15 protein-coding genes and 1 tRNA gene are annotated in these 16,165 nt (G+C 63.0%); 12 read left to right on the forward strand and 4 right to left on the reverse strand.

Annotated elements, in window-relative coordinates; genetic code table 11:
- Positions 1 to 21 precede the first annotated feature (21 nt).
- From lysX to HYG81_RS30270, 9 genes are all read left to right on the forward strand, one after another.
- Entirely contained in the window at positions 22 to 900 is an 879-nt protein-coding gene (gene lysX, locus HYG81_RS30230) for a lysine biosynthesis protein LysX (RefSeq protein WP_180839806.1), read from the forward strand.
- Positions 900 to 1,976 carry an N-acetyl-gamma-glutamyl-phosphate reductase gene (gene argC, locus HYG81_RS30235; RefSeq protein ID WP_180839807.1) on the forward strand — a complete coding sequence of 359 codons (1,077 nt, stop codon included), beginning with the start codon at positions 900 to 902 and terminating at the stop codon, positions 1,974 to 1,976. Before lysX ends, argC begins: the two co-directional genes overlap by 1 nt.
- A 1-nt stretch (position 1,977) precedes the next feature.
- The gene (locus HYG81_RS30240) at positions 1,978 to 2,850 is read left to right on the forward strand and encodes an acetylglutamate/acetylaminoadipate kinase (RefSeq protein ID WP_180839808.1); all 873 of its coding nucleotides are present in this window, start codon (positions 1,978 to 1,980) and stop codon (positions 2,848 to 2,850) included.
- A complete protein-coding gene (locus tag HYG81_RS30245) occupies positions 2,847 to 3,995 on the forward strand; it encodes an aspartate aminotransferase family protein (protein WP_180839809.1) in 1,149 nt (382 codons plus the stop codon). Before HYG81_RS30240 ends, HYG81_RS30245 begins: the two co-directional genes overlap by 4 nt.
- Entirely contained in the window at positions 3,992 to 5,062 is a 1,071-nt protein-coding gene (locus tag HYG81_RS30250; protein WP_180839810.1) for a [LysW]-lysine hydrolase, read from the forward strand. The genes HYG81_RS30245 and HYG81_RS30250 overlap by 4 nt, the downstream gene beginning before the upstream one ends.
- Positions 5,063 to 5,090: 28 nt before the next feature.
- Complete coding sequence (gene argF, locus HYG81_RS30255) at positions 5,091 to 6,020, forward strand: ornithine carbamoyltransferase (protein ID WP_180839811.1); 930 nt, start codon at positions 5,091 to 5,093, stop codon at positions 6,018 to 6,020.
- A 445-nt stretch (positions 6,021 to 6,465) separates the two neighbouring features.
- On the forward strand, positions 6,466 to 7,725 hold the full coding sequence (gene thrC, locus HYG81_RS30260; protein ID WP_180839812.1) for a threonine synthase: 1,260 nt from the start codon (positions 6,466 to 6,468) through the stop codon (positions 7,723 to 7,725).
- Between the two features lie 90 nt (positions 7,726 to 7,815).
- Positions 7,816 to 8,169: a hypothetical protein gene (locus HYG81_RS30265; RefSeq protein ID WP_180839813.1), complete on the forward strand. Its 354-nt coding sequence runs from the start codon at positions 7,816 to 7,818 to the stop codon at positions 8,167 to 8,169.
- Between the two features lie 98 nt (positions 8,170 to 8,267).
- Positions 8,268 to 9,167, forward strand: coding sequence for a transcription initiation factor IIB (locus HYG81_RS30270; protein WP_180839814.1), 900 nt, complete (start codon positions 8,268 to 8,270; stop codon positions 9,165 to 9,167).
- Between the two features lie 58 nt (positions 9,168 to 9,225).
- On the opposite strand, the gene HYG81_RS30275 is transcribed toward HYG81_RS30270, so the two are convergent.
- Positions 9,226 to 11,328 carry a minichromosome maintenance protein MCM gene (locus HYG81_RS30275; RefSeq protein ID WP_180839815.1) on the reverse strand — a complete coding sequence of 701 codons (2,103 nt, stop codon included), beginning with the start codon at positions 11,326 to 11,328 and terminating at the stop codon, positions 9,226 to 9,228.
- 350 nt (positions 11,329 to 11,678) lie between these two features.
- Complete coding sequence (locus HYG81_RS30280) at positions 11,679 to 12,329, reverse strand: DUF502 domain-containing protein (RefSeq protein ID WP_180839816.1); 651 nt, start codon at positions 12,327 to 12,329, stop codon at positions 11,679 to 11,681.
- Positions 12,330 to 12,759: 430 nt separating this feature from the next.
- On the opposite strand from HYG81_RS30280, the gene HYG81_RS30285 reads away from it, so the two are divergent.
- Together HYG81_RS30285 and HYG81_RS30290 are read left to right on the forward strand one after the other, a co-directional pair.
- Complete coding sequence (locus HYG81_RS30285) at positions 12,760 to 12,933, forward strand: hypothetical protein (RefSeq protein ID WP_180839817.1); 174 nt, start codon at positions 12,760 to 12,762, stop codon at positions 12,931 to 12,933.
- 935 nt (positions 12,934 to 13,868) lie between these two features.
- Positions 13,869 to 14,333: a DUF7344 domain-containing protein gene (locus HYG81_RS30290; protein WP_340674422.1), complete on the forward strand. Its 465-nt coding sequence runs from the start codon at positions 13,869 to 13,871 to the stop codon at positions 14,331 to 14,333.
- Positions 14,334 to 14,949: 616 nt separating this feature from the next.
- On the opposite strand, the gene HYG81_RS30295 is transcribed toward HYG81_RS30290, so the two are convergent.
- Positions 14,950 to 15,022, reverse strand: a tRNA-Pro gene (locus HYG81_RS30295).
- A 152-nt stretch (positions 15,023 to 15,174) separates the two neighbouring features.
- Here HYG81_RS30295 and HYG81_RS30300 point away from each other — a divergent pair.
- Positions 15,175 to 15,429, forward strand: coding sequence for a pro-sigmaK processing inhibitor BofA family protein (locus HYG81_RS30300; protein WP_180839819.1), 255 nt, complete (start codon positions 15,175 to 15,177; stop codon positions 15,427 to 15,429).
- Positions 15,430 to 15,453: 24 nt separating this feature from the next.
- Here the strand turns inward: HYG81_RS30300 and HYG81_RS30305 are convergent, their stop codons facing one another.
- Positions 15,454 to 16,146, reverse strand: coding sequence for a DUF7504 family protein (locus HYG81_RS30305; protein WP_180839820.1), 693 nt, complete (start codon positions 16,144 to 16,146; stop codon positions 15,454 to 15,456).
- Positions 16,147 to 16,165: the final 19 nt, after the last annotated feature.

A 16,165-nucleotide genomic window follows, 5' to 3' on the forward strand; every position in this document is an offset into this window, starting at 1 on the left:
CCCAACGCAGAGGTGGCTCGCGTGAACGTCGGCATCCTCTACTCACGAATTCGCAAGGACGAGAAGCTCCTCCTCAACGAGCTTCGCGAACGCGATCACGAGGTCACGAAGATCGACGTTCGCAAGCAGACCTTCGACATCTCGGAAGCGCCCGAGGCGTTCGACGGTCTCGACATCGTCGTCGACCGCTGTCTCGCCACAAGCCGGAGCCTGTACGCCACGCAGTTCTTCGAGGCCTACGGCATCCCCGTGGTCAACAGCCACGAGACCGCCGATATTTGCGCTGACAAGGTGAAAAATAGCCTCGCGCTCGAGGGCGCGGGCGTTCCCACGCCCGCGACGAAGGTCGCGTTCACGAAGGAGACGGCCATGGAAGCCATCGAGTCCTTCGGCTATCCTTGCGTCCTCAAACCCGTCGTGGGTTCGTGGGGTCGCCTGATGGCCAAGATCGACTCCGAGTCGGCCGCCGAGGCGATTCTCGAGCACAAGGCCACGCTGGGCCACTACGAGCACAAGGTGTTCTACGTCCAGGAGTTCGTCGAGAAACCGGGCCGCGACATTCGCGTGCTCGCGGTCGACGGCGAGCCGATCGCCGGGATGGTCCGCTCGTCGGACCACTGGATCACGAACGCCGCCAAAGGGGCCGAAACGGACGTCTTCGAACCGGACGAGGAAGCGAAAGAACTCGTCGAGAAGGCCAGCAACGCCGTCGGCGGCGGCCTGCTCGGTATCGACCTGATGGAAACGGAAGACGGGTACACTGTCCACGAGGTCAACCACACTGTCGAGTTCAAGGCGCTCGACGGCGCCGTCGAGACCGACGTCGCCGGTACCGTCGTCGACTGGCTCGAGCAGACGGCCGCTGCCGCGGCCGACGACGAACTCGAGGTGACCGCCTGATGGCGGTCGGCACCGAGACCGGTGCGGACGAAAACGCCGAGACCGTCACCGCGAGCGTCATCGGCGGCTCCGGTTTCACGGGCGGTGAGCTCCTGCGACTGCTCGCGGGCCACCCGAACTTCGAAATCACGGAGGTCACCAGCCGGTCGAAGGCCGGCAAGAGCGTCGGCTCCGTTCATCCGCCGCTGCGCGGGTCGGACCTGCGCTTTACTGAACCTGACGATCTCGAGCACGTCGATGTCCTGTTCGCGGCGACGCCACACGGCGTCTCCATGGGCCGGATCGACGACTTTTTCGACATTGCGGACACCGTCGTTGACCTCTCGGCGGACTTCCGCCTCGAGAGCGAGGCCCAGTACGACGAGTGGTACGACGGGCACGAGGCTCCCGAGTACCTCGAACGGGCCGAGTACGCGCTTCCCGAGATCAACCGCGACAACCTCGAGGGAGCGGAACTCATCGCGGGTGGCGGCTGTAATGCGACCGCGACGATCCTCGGGCTGTATCCACTGTTCGAACACGGCATCTTAGAGGGCGGCGAGCAGATCGTCGTCGACGTGAAGGTCGGCTCCTCCGAGGGCGGTGCCGGCGGCGGCGAGGCCTCGAGCCACCCCGAGCGTTCGGGCGTCGTCCGTCCGTACGCGCCGACGGGTCACCGCCACGAGGCCGAGATCGAGCAGTTCCTCGACACCTCGGTCGCCTTCACCTGCCACGCCGTGGACATGATCCGCGGTGCGAGCGCGACGAACCACGTCTTCCCCTCGGGCCCGGTCTCGAAGGGCGACCTCTGGCAGGCCTATCGGGGCTGCTACGAGGACGAGCCGTTCGTCCGCATGGCCGCCGGCGGCTCCGGCGTCTACCGCTACCCCGAACCGAAGGCGGTCGCCGGCACGAATCTGGCCGAGGTCGGCTTCGAACTCGACCCGTCGAACAAGCGCATCGTCGTCTTCTCGGCGATCGACAACATGATGAAGGGCTCCGCGGGTCAGGCGGTCCACGCCGCTAACGTCGCGCTGGGCCTCGAGGAGACGGCCGGACTCGAGTTCACGGGACTCCATCCCGTGGGGGCGCCCTGAGATGACGGTGGTCGTCAAGATCGGCGGCGCTCGAGCCGTCGATCCCGAAGGCGCGCTCGCCGACGTCGCGAGCCTCGTCGCCGAGGGCGAAGACGTGGTTCTCACGCACGGTGGTTCGACCGCCGTCGACGAGACCCTGGAGGAGCTCGGCGAGGAACCGACCTACGTCGAGACCCCTGGCGGCGTCGTCGGGCGCTTTACCGACGAGCGCACCATGGACGTCTTCAAGATGGTGATGCCGGGCAAGCTCAACACCGATCTGGTGGAGAGCCTGCACAACGAGGGCGTAAACGCGGTCGGCCTCTCGGGCACCGACGGCAAACTGCTCGAGGGCAAGCGCAAGTCCGCCGTCCGCGTGAAAGAGGACGGCAAGAAGAAGATCAAGCGCGGCGATCACTCGGGCACGATCGAGTCGGTCAACGCCGACCTGCTCGAGACGGTGCTCGCGGGCGGCTACACGCCCGTCGTCTCCGTTCCGGTGCTCGGGAGGGAGAAAGAAGGCGGCTACACCGCAGTCAACGCCGACGCCGACCGCGCCGCGGCCGCGATCGCCGGCGCGCTCGGGGCCGACCTCGTGGTGCTGACGGACGTCTCCGGGATCTACGAGGATCCCGACGACGAGTCGACCAAGATCGATGCGGCGTCGACGCCCGACGAGTTCGAGGCCGTCAAAGCCGCCGCCGAGGGGTTCATGACGAAGAAGGTCATGGCCGCTGAGGAGGCGCTCGAGGGCGGCGCGTCGTCGGTGATCGTCGCGACCGCCAACGCCGACGAGCCGATCACGAGCGCGCTCGCGGGTGAGGGGACGACCCTCGAACCCGGCGTGCTCGCGGACGAGGATGCGGCCGAGACGGCACAGGGGGCCACAGAATGAGCGACCTCGACTTCATCTCCGGTAGCAAGCCGATCGGCATCGAGCGCGGCGAGGGGCCGTTCCTCTACACCGCAGACGGGACGGAGTACCTCGACGCGGGCGCGAGTTTCGCCTGCACGCCGCTGGGCCACAGTCATCCCGCGGTCGTCGACGCGGTGCAGGAGCAGGTCGGCGAGCTGACGTTCGTCGACTCCTCGTACCCCGTCCAGTCGCGCGAGGACGCCTACGCGGCGTTCGTCGCGGCGGCTCCGGACGGTCTCGAGGGGGCCTGGTTCTGCAACTCGGGGACCGAGGCCAACGAGGCCGCGCTGAAGTTCGCCCGGTCGGCGACCGGCGAGTCGAAGATCGTCGCCGCGACCCGCTCGTTCCACGGGCGGACGATGGGGGCGCTCGCGGCGACCTGGAAGGACAAGTACAAGGAGCCCTACGAGCCGCTGGCCGGTGACATGGAGTTCGTCCCCTACGGCGACGACGAGGAACTCGCGGCCGCCGTCGACGACGAGACGGCAGCCGTCATCTTAGAGCCGATTCAGGGCGAGGGCGGGATCAACGTACCGCCGGCGGGCTACCTCGAGACCGCCCGCGAACTGACCGAGGAAGCCGGCGCGGCGCTCGTCTTGGACGAGGTCCAGACCGGCATGGGCCGGACGGGCCAGATGTGGGCCTGCCAGAACGCGGGCGTCACACCCGACGTGCTCACGACGGCGAAGGGCCTGGGCAACGGCCTGCCCGTCGGCGCGGTCGCGGTGCGGGACTGGATCGCCGACGGCGCGGCCTCGCACAACGCCACGTTCAGCGGCGGCCCCGTCGTCGCTGCGGCAGTCCATGCGACCGTCTCGACGCTGGTCGAGGAGGAGTGGCCCGCCCACGCCGCCGAGATCGGCGACTATCTCGTCACCGAACTCGAGGCGGCGCTGGGCGACGAGGTGCGCGAGGTCCGCGGCGACGGCCTGCTCGTCGGCCTCGAGTTGAAACGAGGCGCGAACCGCGTCGCCCGTGATCTGGCGATGAACCAGCAGGTGCTAGCGCTGCCCGCGGGTCGGACCGTGCTGCGACTGCTGCCGCCGCTCGTGATCGACGAGGCGGAGGCGGACCAGCTCGTGGACGCACTGACGGCGGTCGTCACATCTGACACCGAATCATGAGCGCGAACGCCGACCCCTCGAGCGACGTGTCGTTCGCGGAGGCCCGCGAGTTACTCGTCGATCTCGTTTCGATCCCCTCACCGACCGGCGAGGAACGCGAGGCGGCCAAACGCCTCGTGGACTTCTTCGAGGCCCACGACCGGGAGGTCTGGATCGACGCGGTCGGGAACGTCCGTGCGCCGGCAGACGACGCCGTGTTGTTGACCTCGCATATCGACACTGTTCCGGGGGACATCCCCGTTGAGGTCGAAGAAACCGGCGACGACGAGATCCTCTGGGGTCGCGGCAGCGTCGACGCGACGGGACCGCTCGCCGCGATGGCGGCCGCTGCCGTCCGGACCGGCGTTTCCTTCGTCGGCGTCGTCGGCGAGGAAATCGACTCGAAGGGATCGCGCTATCTGGTCGACGATCGAGACGAGCCACCGGCGGCGGTCGTCAACGGCGAGCCCTCCGGAGCCGACGGGATCACGCTGGGCTATCGCGGACTGATCGCCGGCACGTACGTCGCGACCAGCGAGTCCGGACACACCTCCCGACCGGACCCGAACGCGATTCAACACGCCGTCCGCTGGTGGTCGGCCGTCGAGGAGTACTTCGAAGGTGACGAGTACGAACCCATCTTCGAGCAGGTGACGACGAAGCCGGTCGACATCGAAGGCGGCGTCAGCGACGACGGCCTCTCCGTCGAGGCGACGATGGACGTCCAGTTGCGCGTGCCGCCAGCGCTCACCGTGGGGACCGTCCGCGAAGCCGCGGAAGCGGAACTCGAGGTCGGGACCGTGACCTGGAAGGACAAGGTCCCGCCGGTGATGACGAGCCCGCGAACCGAGGTCGCACGTGCGTTTCGTGTCGCCATCCGCAAGGAAGGCGCCGATCCTCGCCTGGTGCGAAAGACCGGAACGAGCGACATGAACATCTACGCCGGGGCCTGGGACTGTCCGATGGTCACCTACGGGCCGGGCAACTCGGACCTCGATCACGCGCCCGACGAACGGCTTCCATTATCGGAGTTCGACCAGTCAGTGTCGATTCTCGAGCGCGTCGCGCGGACGCTCAGTGAAGACTGAATACACGCATTCCAGACGAACGATTACAATGACGATAGATACCGACGACACACAGCCGAGACATTTCCTCGACGTCGACGATCTCTCCGAGGAGGAACTGTTCGCCGTTCTCGACAGAGCCGACGAGTACAAACGCGCCGTCGAAGCCGGCGAGGACCACGCCGACCTGTCCGGACAGACCCTGGGGATGCTCTTCCAGAAGGCGAGCACCCGGACCCGGGTCTCCTTCGAGACGGGGATGACGCAGCTCGGCGGGCACGCGATCTTCCTCGGGGAAGACGACATCCAGCTCGGGCGGGGCGAACCGCTGAAAGACACCTCGCGTGCGCTCTCGCGGTACGTCGACGCGGTGATGGCCCGGGTGTTCAAACACGAGAACATCGAGGTGCTTGCGGAGTACTCCTCGGTGCCGATCGTCAACGGGCTCACCGACGACGCCCACCCCTGCCAGACGCTCGCGGACCTGCTGACGATCCGCGAACACGAGGACGGCCTCGAGGACGTCTCGGCGGCCTGGATCGGCGACGGCAACAACGTCGCCCAGTCGTTCGCACTCGGCTGTGCGCTGACCGGCGTCGATCTGACGATCGCAACGCCCGAGGGGTACGAGGTCGATGACGCCGTCCTCGAGCGCGCCCGCGAACTCGGTGGCGATCCGACGGCCACGACGGATCCCGTCGATGCGGTCACCGACGCCGATATCATCTACACGGACGTCTGGATCAGCATGGGTCAGGAGGACGAGCGCGATGTCCGCATGGACGACTTCGCGGGATTCCAGGTCAGTTCGGACCTCCTCGAGCACGCCCCCGAAGCGTCGGTTATGCACTGTCTCCCGGCCCACCGCGGCGAGGAAATCACCGACGACGTCATCGAGGGCGAGCGCTCAGTCGTCTTCGATCAGGCGGAAAACCGACTCCACGCCCAGAAGGCGTTGTTGAGCTGGCTGCTCGAGTAACCATCGCGAACGCAGTGAGAGTGCCAGTTCCGTTCACGAGCGGATTCTCGCCCGACCGGCGAAGAAATACACTGTTTCTTTGATCAACCTGGAATTGATCTATCTCAGGGTATTTCGTTATATTTGAACTGTATGCCGGTGTTATACCCGGTTCTATCGATGGCACGAGCGAGCCATGTCATTCAGACTGGTGCTCGCGACGCTCCTCATGCTGTTAGGACCGGCAGCGCTGCTCGTGCTGCTCGTGCTGTAACGCAGGGGTGGGGTATCGACTATCGAACACGGGGACTGCGCTGTTTGTCTTCCAATCCGGGTTCGAGGGCGCTCGAGCAACATCTGCGTGTGGATACACAACGTGATCGACGAGGTCGACGGCACGGCCATGGAAGACGGGCCACTGCCGAATCCACTCACTTTTTCCCCGGTGCGGCCCTCTCGACCGACAATGAGTCTCAGCCTTTCGGCCGACCAGCCGGACGTGCCCGCTACCGCCGACGAGGGCGTCTGGCTCGAGTGCATCGACTGCGGCGAGACGTTCGCCCCCTTCGACGACGTCCGATACACCTGCGACGACTGCGATAGTCTGCTTGAGGTCCGCTACGCCGACCTGCCCACCTTCGACGATTTCGAGGGCGAGGGCGTCTGGCGCTACGCCGACGCGCTGCCGTTCGACGCGGGCGTTTCGATTCAGGAGGGTGCGACGCCGCTGTACGAGGTCCCTCGCCTCGAGGACGACATCGGCGTCGAGACCCTGCGGATCAAACACGAGGGAATGAACCCGACCGGGTCGTTCAAGGACCGCGGGATGACCGTCGGCGTGCGAGTCGCGAAGGAACTCGGCGTCGGCCGACTGGCCTGTGCGTCGACGGGGAACACGAGCGCCGCGCTGGCCGCCTACGGCTCCCGCGGCGGAATGCAGACGCTCGTGCTTCTCCCCGCGGGCAAGGTCGCCGCTGGGAAGATCGCCCAGGCGAGCCTCCACGGCGCGCGTATTCTCGAGGTCGACGGCAACTTCGACGCCTGTCTTGATATCGTGCAGGAACTCGCGGGGCAGGGCGAGGCCTACCTGCTGAACTCGCTGAACCCGTTCCGGCTCGAGGGCCAGAAGACGATCGGCCTCGAGATCCTCGAGGGCTTCCTCGCGGACTACGACACGGTTCCGGATCGGATCGTGCTCCCGGTCGGCAACGCGGGCAACACGTCAGCGCTGTACAAGGCGTTCCGCGAACTCGTCCAGGCGGGCGAACTCGAGGAGAGCGACGTGCCGAAACTGACCGGCGTTCAGGCCGAGGGGGCCGCGCCGATGGTCGAGGCGATCGAGAACGGTGCCGACGAGGTGCGGCGCTGGGAGGAGGTCGAGACCCGCGCGACCGCGATCCGGATCGGGAACCCGGTCAACGCGCCGAAGGCGCTGCCCGGTATCCGCGAGACCGGCGGTACCGCCGTCGCGGTCTCCGACGAAGCGATCACCGAGGCCCAACGTGATCTCGCCGGCGAAGGGATCGGCGTCGAACCCGCCTCGGCGGCCTCCGTCGCCGGCCTGCGAAAACTCCGCGCCGAGGGAATCGTCGACGACGACGAGCGCGTCGCCTGCCTCACTACCGGTCACCTGCTCAAGGACCCCGACGCCGCGGCCGCTGCCGGCAGTGAACCCGAACCTGTCCCGGCCGACACCGACGGTGTTCTCGAGCACCTGCAGGGGTAGCGTCGTTCGGACGCATGACTCGCGTCAGACGCGTCTGACACCCGACTGACTGACCTTTTTCCGGAACAGTATGGTAGTTGGTATCGAGCCATGTCCGCCGACCAACGAGGCCCTACCCCCATCCGCCCTATCGACGAACGAACCGGACACAGCCGTTCGAACTCGGCCGCCGGATCGAACCACCGAAACAGCGACCCGCTGCAACGGCCCTCCGCCGACTCGGATCGACAGGAACCGCCGCTCTCCTACAGGATCGAACGCACGAAACTCCGCGCCCGGATCGCTGCCCTCGAACAATTGGTCGAAACGAGCGAGCGACGCCGACAGGCGGTTATCGACCAGTACGAACGACTGCTAACTGATCGGGCAGACGACGGCGAAACGTCGGTCCACGAATCAGAATCGCAGTCACGATCCCTCGTCGCGCGATTCATCGGTCGGTAAGCTTTCTCTCCCTCCCCACTTTCACAAAACAACTTTAATTAGATTCCCAACAGTTTAAATATCAGGGGTAAGCCAGTAACATCTAGGTAAAATAACCAATGGCAGATGCTGATACGTCTGTGGGCTGCCCGGAGTGCGACGGCAGATTACGGAAACGGGGTACTGAAATAGTCTGTGAAGAGTGCGGACTCGTCTCCGCAGAGGACGCGATCGACCGCGGTCCCGAGTGGCGGTCGTTCGATGACGACGATACCGATCCGAGACGCACCGGAGCGCCGCTGACCCGCTCGAGACACGACCGCGGACTTTCGACGGAGATCGGATACGGCTCCGGATCGAGCTCGCGGTACAGTTCGCGACTGACCGGCCGAAAACGACGGCAGATCGCTCGATTACGCCGAGAACACAACCGCGCCCGAATCTCCTCGAAGGCCGAACGCAATCAAGTCTACGGGTTCGCAGAAATCAGACGGATCACCGCCTTGCTCTCGCTGCCGGACTCCGCCAGAGAGCAATCCTGTGCGCTCTTCGAGTCCGCCCAGTCCGAAGACCTCCTGCAGGGCCGGTCGTTGGAGGGCTTTGCCGCTGCCGTGATCTATGCGACCTGTCGGACGAGATCGATCGCCCGAACGATCGACGAAATCGCCGCTGTTGCGCGTGCCGATGCCGACGAACTCACGGTTGCCTACGACGCGCTGAACCGAGAACTCGGCCTTCCGACGGGCCCGATCGACCCCACGCAGTACCTCCCCCGATACGCGTCAAAACTCGAGCTCGGACAGGCGGTCGAGCGCCGTGCACGAGAGCATCTCGATGCCTTACTCGAGGCCGGACTGATCGGCGGTCGTAATCCGAGCGGGGTCGCGGCTGCCTGTCTCTACAAGGCAGCTAGCGAACGAGATGAGTGGCCGTCACTGACACAGACCGCTGCGGCCGAGGTCGCCGACGTCGCGGCCGTGACGATTCGATCGACCGTCACGAACCTCAGAGATCTCTAATGCGTCGTCCCGCAGCACACGGTACGCGGCACCCGTTGAGATCGGTCCGCCGCCGGCATTACGTCGTCCGGAGCGAGTCCGTACTCGGCTCGTAGACTTCGCCTTTCTGTTTGAGCTTGTCGATCTCGTGCTCGGCCTTCGAGTGATCCATGCCGATCTCCTCGGCTCGCTCGAGGACGATGTCGACCGGCGCGCCGTCGTCGTACTCCTCTTCGATGTCGCCGATCAGCTGTTTCAGGTTCTTGATGCGGTCGCGCTGGGACTTCGACGTCCCGGCTTCGACGATATCAGCGTCGAACTCGCCGGTCTCGGGGTCGACGCCGATGTCCTGTAGACAGGACCGGACGATCTCGATAACGCGTTCGGCGTCGTCCCGCTCGACCGTATCCGACAGCCGGACGCGGGCGCTTGCCTCCGACAGTCGAACCAGCGCCTCGAGTTTTCGCGCCGTCACCGGAACGGGTGCGTCGTCGTCGGTCCCTTTCGCGCGCAGGTCGACGTAGAAGTCCCGGATCGCCTCGCGGGCCTCCTCGGTCATGCGTGGATGGCAGTTTTGCTTCGCGTAGGCAATGTACTTCCGCAGGAGTTCGGCGTCGATCTCCGGATCGACCTGCTCGGTCATCTCGTCGATCTCGCTCTGACTGACGTCCATCGAGGGCATCTCCTCGCGCTGGGTCGTCAACTCGCCGGCGTAGTTAGTCGTGATGATGTGTTCGGCGAGGTTGCGGTCTTTCTCCTCGTCAGGGGTGTCCGTGACCGTAAAGATCAGGTCGAACCGCGAGATCAGCGCCGGCTCGAGGTCGATCTGCTCGCTGATCGGCTCGTACTGGTCGAACCGGCCGTACTTGGGGTTCGCTGCACCGAGCAGCGAACAGCGGGACTTGAGGGTCGCGTTGATCCCCGCCTTCGAGACCGAAATCTTCTGTTGCTCGAGGGCCTCGTGCATGGCGCTCCTGTCTTCCGGTCGCATTTTGTCCAGTTCGTCGATGGCGGCGATCCCACGGTCCGCGAGGACGAGCGCACCGGCCTCGAGGCTCCACTGCTGGCCGTCGCCGAAGTCGTCGCGAACGGCTGCGGCGGTGAGACCTGCTGAGGACGATCCTTTCCCGGACGTGTAGACCGCTCGCGGTGCGATGTTTTCGATGTACGCGAGCATCTGGGATTTACCCGTACCAGGGTCCCCGATCAAGAGCATGTGCAGGTCGCCACGGATCCTCGAGCCGTCCGGCAACTGCTTTGTCACGCCCGAGAACAACTGGAGGATCATCGAGAGCTTCTCCTGATCGTAGCCGTAGATGGAGGGCGCGATGGAGGCGACCATCTTCTCGTAGAGCCCATCGGAACCCGAGAGTCGGACGATCTCTTCTTTGTCCTCGCCGGTGATGTTCATATCCTCGAACTGCTCTTCGTCTACCTCGACGGAGATTCCCTCCATGTAGAAGTCGAAGACCGGGGATTTGTCCTGCTGGTCGCCCTGTTGCTCGAGTCGCAAAACGCCGATCGCCGAGACGTGGTCGCCCGGAGTGACCTCGCCGGTGATGTCGTCCTCGATGTTGATATCGAGGGCCTGTGGGGTCTCCCCGCCGCGCAGCCCTTCGGGACTCTCCTGAACGCGGAGTTTCTGTGAGTCGATGAACTCGGACTGGTCAAAGTTGACGCGGAAGGGGCCCTGCCGTTCACAGCCCTGACACTCGTGGGGTTCCTGAAAGTCGCCGCTAGATTGGGGTATTCGGGAGAGTGTACCACAGAGCTGGCACTCGAAGGCGGCTTCCTCGATTTTGGGTCGAACGTCGGTGGCCTTGCGGACGATTCCGTGGACCTGCACGAGGGAGTTCATGTCCCGCGCGCGGATCTCTCGGATCTCGGGGGATTCCGTCTCCGGAAGGTTACGGATCCGGACGTGGGCCTGTCCGAGACTCACGTCGATCGGGAGGTCGTACAGCCGTAGCGCCTCCTCGGCGTAGCGCTGGAGCTGCTCGGGCTGTGCGATGAAGTCGTCCGCGAGGTCGGGATCGAATCGGTAGAGGTCCTGCCAGTTGATGTGGAGCGATCGCTGCTCGTTGGGATACTGCTGGGCAAGCTGCTTGATCTCGCTGTCGTAGTAGTTACGGAAGAACTGCTCGAAAGAGTCGACGAGTTCGGAATTTCCCGCTTGCGCCATTGCACACTTCTAGGACCGCCATCGGGTATAAATGGTCGTATACCGGGGCGAAACTGAACCGAGTCGGATCATAGCGGGGTACTGTCTGCATCGTCGAGCTCAGCGCTCGAGGTGTGATGACACGCTGTCTCCGCAGTTCGAGAAATCGAAAAACCGATTCGGTCCCCGTTGCACCCGCCGATCCCGTGATCGTGGCGGGACGATGGAGACCGACACACCGTATCCTGTATTCCAGTCGAACGGTTGGCCGCGTGGCCACATTCGCCTGCTCGATTCCGAGGGTATGTAGCCGTGCCTAATCCGGTTTGGATATCGACGGACGGGGACGGCTAGTGATTGTTGCGACGGGGTCAGTCGGCGCTGCTCGCGGCCTCATCGAGGCTATCTTCGGCGACGCCGAGCGTCGCGATCGACCGGAACGCTTCCTCGACGGTCAGATCGATCTCGTGGACATTTTCGATGGGCATGTGCATGACGAAACCGTTTGTCGCCGGGTTCGGCGCGAGCGGGACCATGATCGTGACCATCTCCGTTTTGTTCACACTGGCCTCGACGACGGCGGGCGTCTCCGCGGTGAGAAAGCCGAGCATGTACGCCCCGTCGTGGGGAAACTCGACGAGTTTCACGTCCTCGAACTGGTCCGTGTCGTCCTCAACCAGGAGTTTGCTCGCCCGGCGAATGCTCTCGTAGACCGTGCTGACGCCGGGAATCGTCTCCATCACCGCGTGTACCCGTTTCGAGAGGTATTTGCCAGGCGTGTGTTCCGCAATGAGACCGACCAGCAGGAAGACACTGAGCAGCGATAGTAACGTCACGAACTCGATCACCGGTGCCGGCGGCTCGTCGGCCCAGAGATACGTGACGCCGGCGGTTACCGGCGAGATCGCGTTGCGGATGAAGTTGAGAACGACCATCACCACTAACAGCGTCGCCACCAGTGGGATCGTAATCACGATCCCGTTGATGAGCCACCGCTTGACCCGCAAACGGAAGGATGCCATGTCTTTTGTCAACCGGGATGACGCCGAAACCGTTGGGCTTGCGGCAGATTGTAGTCGGAGCTGACTCGATCAGTATCCCTCGCGGCCGCTGGGTCTCGAGAACTGTTCGTAATCTCGAGGCCGACAGGGGCGAGTTCATCGCGGTGTTTTTCGTGGTCGTCTTGATGGGCGTCGTGGCGCTTCCCGTTGGTCTCATCACCGCGAGACTGATCTCCGTCGGCGATCGATTCCTCGAGTAGTCGCGACGAGAAACTGGGACGAAGGGAATCCCGTCTTCCCTCTCAACTGCCCTTTTCGACCGTCAGCTCGAGAACAGCCGTATTCAGGGGGTAAATTGCCCCGTTTCGACCGGTAGAGAATAGTGCTCTATCGAACACCCTTCGTACATTGGAGCGATACTGATGGTGGTGTGGCCGCTTCATCTCTATCCATGCCGACTCACTCTAATCAGACGCGAGCAGCAGTCCGCTGTGAGAGCTGTGATGCGATCCTCGTCGGCGAGATTACGCCGGCGGGCTCGATCCGCCCGCTGGGCACGAGCGAGGACTGCGTCTGCGGTGACGGGTCGTTCACTCGGCTCAAGCAACCTGCTTCCTCACCCTGATCGGTGCTGTATCGCCCACCATCGGCGAGTCGCTCGATTGGCCGACACTGTCGTCGCTTCGCGACGACGAATTTGGAAACCGGCCACAAACGTCACCAACAACTATCTGGGATATTTACAAAGAGTGACTGGCAGGTCCGATAGCTAGTTGATGTTTAGGAATATCAAATCAGATGTCACAATCACCTCGTTAAAAAGACTTATTATTGAATATGTGGTATCTGGTAGTGAGGTGATGACAACGAACACCAAAACGACTACCACCACCGTACGAAACTCCCTGTGGCTACTGTGACCATCCCTGTGCGAATCCCGCCAACGGATTTCACCGGCTGTTGTCACGTCCCGACACCGTACTTCGATTTTAGCGTTCGATTTTGATACGATTCCTGTCGCCGTAGTCAGCTCTGTTACACAGCGATCACAGTTGCTGTTGCCAGTCACTGTGCCGCAGTTATCTTTTGACGGCCTGTACGCCACCGTCTCGCTCCGCGGTCACTAACTGCACATCGACCGGCCGCCCGTCGGGTCGGGAAACGACGATCAAGAAGCGGTGACACCGTTGCTGTCCGGGTGATTTTCGCGGAAAACAGGAGCGTGGGGCTCACTTTGTTTGCCTCACCCGAGATTCGGGCGGTGAGTACCGGCCTCCACGATAACGACCCCGGCTCGAGACCGGACTCGTTTCCATCTTAGATTTTCACACTCTGGCTCCGCTTCCGTGACACACCGCTCTCGGGGTAGACAGGAGTAGTATGAATTAGGATATGTATAGTTATTGAGGGCTGGAAGTACTGGATATTCGTAGTAGATATAACCTATAGAATCATCAAGTGTTGCATCAATGGTAGGGACATTCCCACACACCAAATTATACTGGAGTATTTGTTTTAACCCCTGAATTCCATTCTCTAAGTGTCCACCCACCGTACGAAATGATGTTTAAAACAGATCACTCTTCCAACTCTTCGAGCAAGTCCTCCAGCGATGTAGAACCGGATAGGGCATCGAAACGCTTCGAAGACGACATCTCTCATCTCCTCCAGACGAGCCGTAAAAGAGACGTAATCAGCCATCTGTTAGATACCGATGGACCAATCAAGATGGGGACCCTCGCCGAGATCGTCTCCGCGAAAGAACACGAGACGACTGTCGCAGAGCTGACCTCAATCCAACGCCAGCGCGTCTATGTCCCGCTCTACCAGAACTATCTCCCGGAACTCGATACGAAGGGATTTATTGAGTACAACCAGTCACGCGGAATCGTCCGACCAACGGACCGATTAGAGGTCTTTCGACCGTATCTCGAAGCAGCGGACCCAATCGACGACCCTGATTGTGCGGACACCGACCCCGTCCGCTCTCTTATTACGCGTGCTGTCAGTTATATCATACAATAGCAACTACTGCAAGCGGTAGCCTGCTTACAGCCCCGCTCGCTCTTTAAGTGGTTCTAGTCACAAGGTAGAGCTATGACGGGAAGTGAGGTCCTCTGAGACGCTTACGCTACAGTCACAACTCAGTCGATCGACAGGGTTCCTGAAGTCTCCGTCGGCGATCGGATCGGCGAACTCTCCTTGCGGGGTAGTATGTGATTCCGACTGTCCGTCACCGTAGTTCTCGCTGGTCGCCACGACTAGCTGCTCCTCGCAGAGTGGGGATCGGAGCGTAGCCGTTGGATAGACTGCTACGGCCGTGCACATCGTCCACTGCTGACCCGTGGAACTGTCACGGCTGACACTCCCTTCATCAAGCGCGGGCAAGGCTACTCGTCACTGGGAATATCGCACCGACAGAACTCACAGACGGACGGCTCGAGTTCGACGACACGAGTCACTGCGATAGCCCCGGCTGACACGAGAGATCACCGCTGCTAGCCGCTGTTCAACTCCGTTTTGACTTATAAGAGAATGGGATCGCCCGGATTTGAACCACGGTCGGAGCAAGCTCCTCTCTGATTCAAATCCGGGCTCTTTCCGATTCCTGCTGCTCGCGGTTTTGCTCGCAGCAGTAATATGGGATCGCCCGGATTTGAACCGGGGTCACGGGCACCCAAGGCCCGAAGTATACCAAGCTAACCCACGATCCCGTATCTACTCCAACCGCGCCCACATCATAAAGCGTTTCGTTATACCGCCGGCCGTGGATTCGCCGGGGCCGATCCGGTGACTCGTGACACTGAGAGACAAATAGCAGCATTCGTGCCCAACGGTTTTGCCTGATGCCGTGATATCGCCGGCTATGACTGGACTCGAGATACTGCTTTTAATCGTCATCCTGGTACTCGCGCTCGTCGGGGCACAGCTCATCGAGGTCGCGAGACCCTTCATCGTCAATGCGGTAGGCGGGCTCGTGGTGTTGTACCTCGCACAGGTCGTCTTTGGGCTCGGAGTCGCGGTGACGCCGCTGACGGTTGCGATCGTCGCCATCGGCGGTGTCCCGGGCTCGTTGCTCGTACTCGTGCTCTCGCTGTTCGGTGTCGCCTTCGTCCCGTGAATCCGCCGGTGTCGAACTGTCGACTCAGTTTCCGAGAAGTCGTGCGATGTCCTCGTCGGTCGCTTCGGTATCCCCGGTAGACCCGGTATCGACCGTCTCCTCCTCGTCCCACTCGGCCAGCAACGCGGCGACGTCCTCGTCGGTCGCTTCTGAGAGCGACTCGTCGGTATCGTCGGCGACGACGGCATCGAAGATTGTCCCAAACGTCGAGACGACCCGATCCTCGTGACGCGTCGGATCGAAGTGAAAGTGGGCGTAGGCGTCGACGCTCGAGAGCCGATTCGCGAGGACGTGCGTGAACTGAAAGACCGCCTTCGGCGAGGTGTGTCGGAGAAGCGGATCGAGTCCGTCGAAACAGACCGTGATCTCCTCGCCGGCGTCGTCCCAGTGTTTGCAGAACCGACTGATCGAGACGCCGATCGCGGAGAGATCCGCGGGATCGGTCACCGCATCGGTGACGACCGGCTGCGTGAAGTCAGGCTCCGACTCGTCGCCGGCGTCGGGTAGCATGTCTCCGATCGTGAGCTGCCCGAGTGGGCCGTCGATCGCCCCCTCGTCGGGACAGTTCGGCTCCTCGTCGGCGAAGGTGACCGCGAGGTGTGCCGTGTCGCTGTCGTCGTAACACAGCTCCTCGCAGCCGTTCGGCGCTGCTCGTCCCGTGTGGACGAGTAACACGTTCGCCGGTGGATCGATCGCGGCTGGCGTCGTCGTATCCATAGTGACGGCTCCGGGGCGG

The sequence above is a fragment of the Natrinema zhouii genome (genome assembly GCF_013456555.2).
GTDB classification, from domain to species: Archaea; Halobacteriota; Halobacteria; order Halobacteriales; family Natrialbaceae; genus Natrinema; species Natrinema zhouii.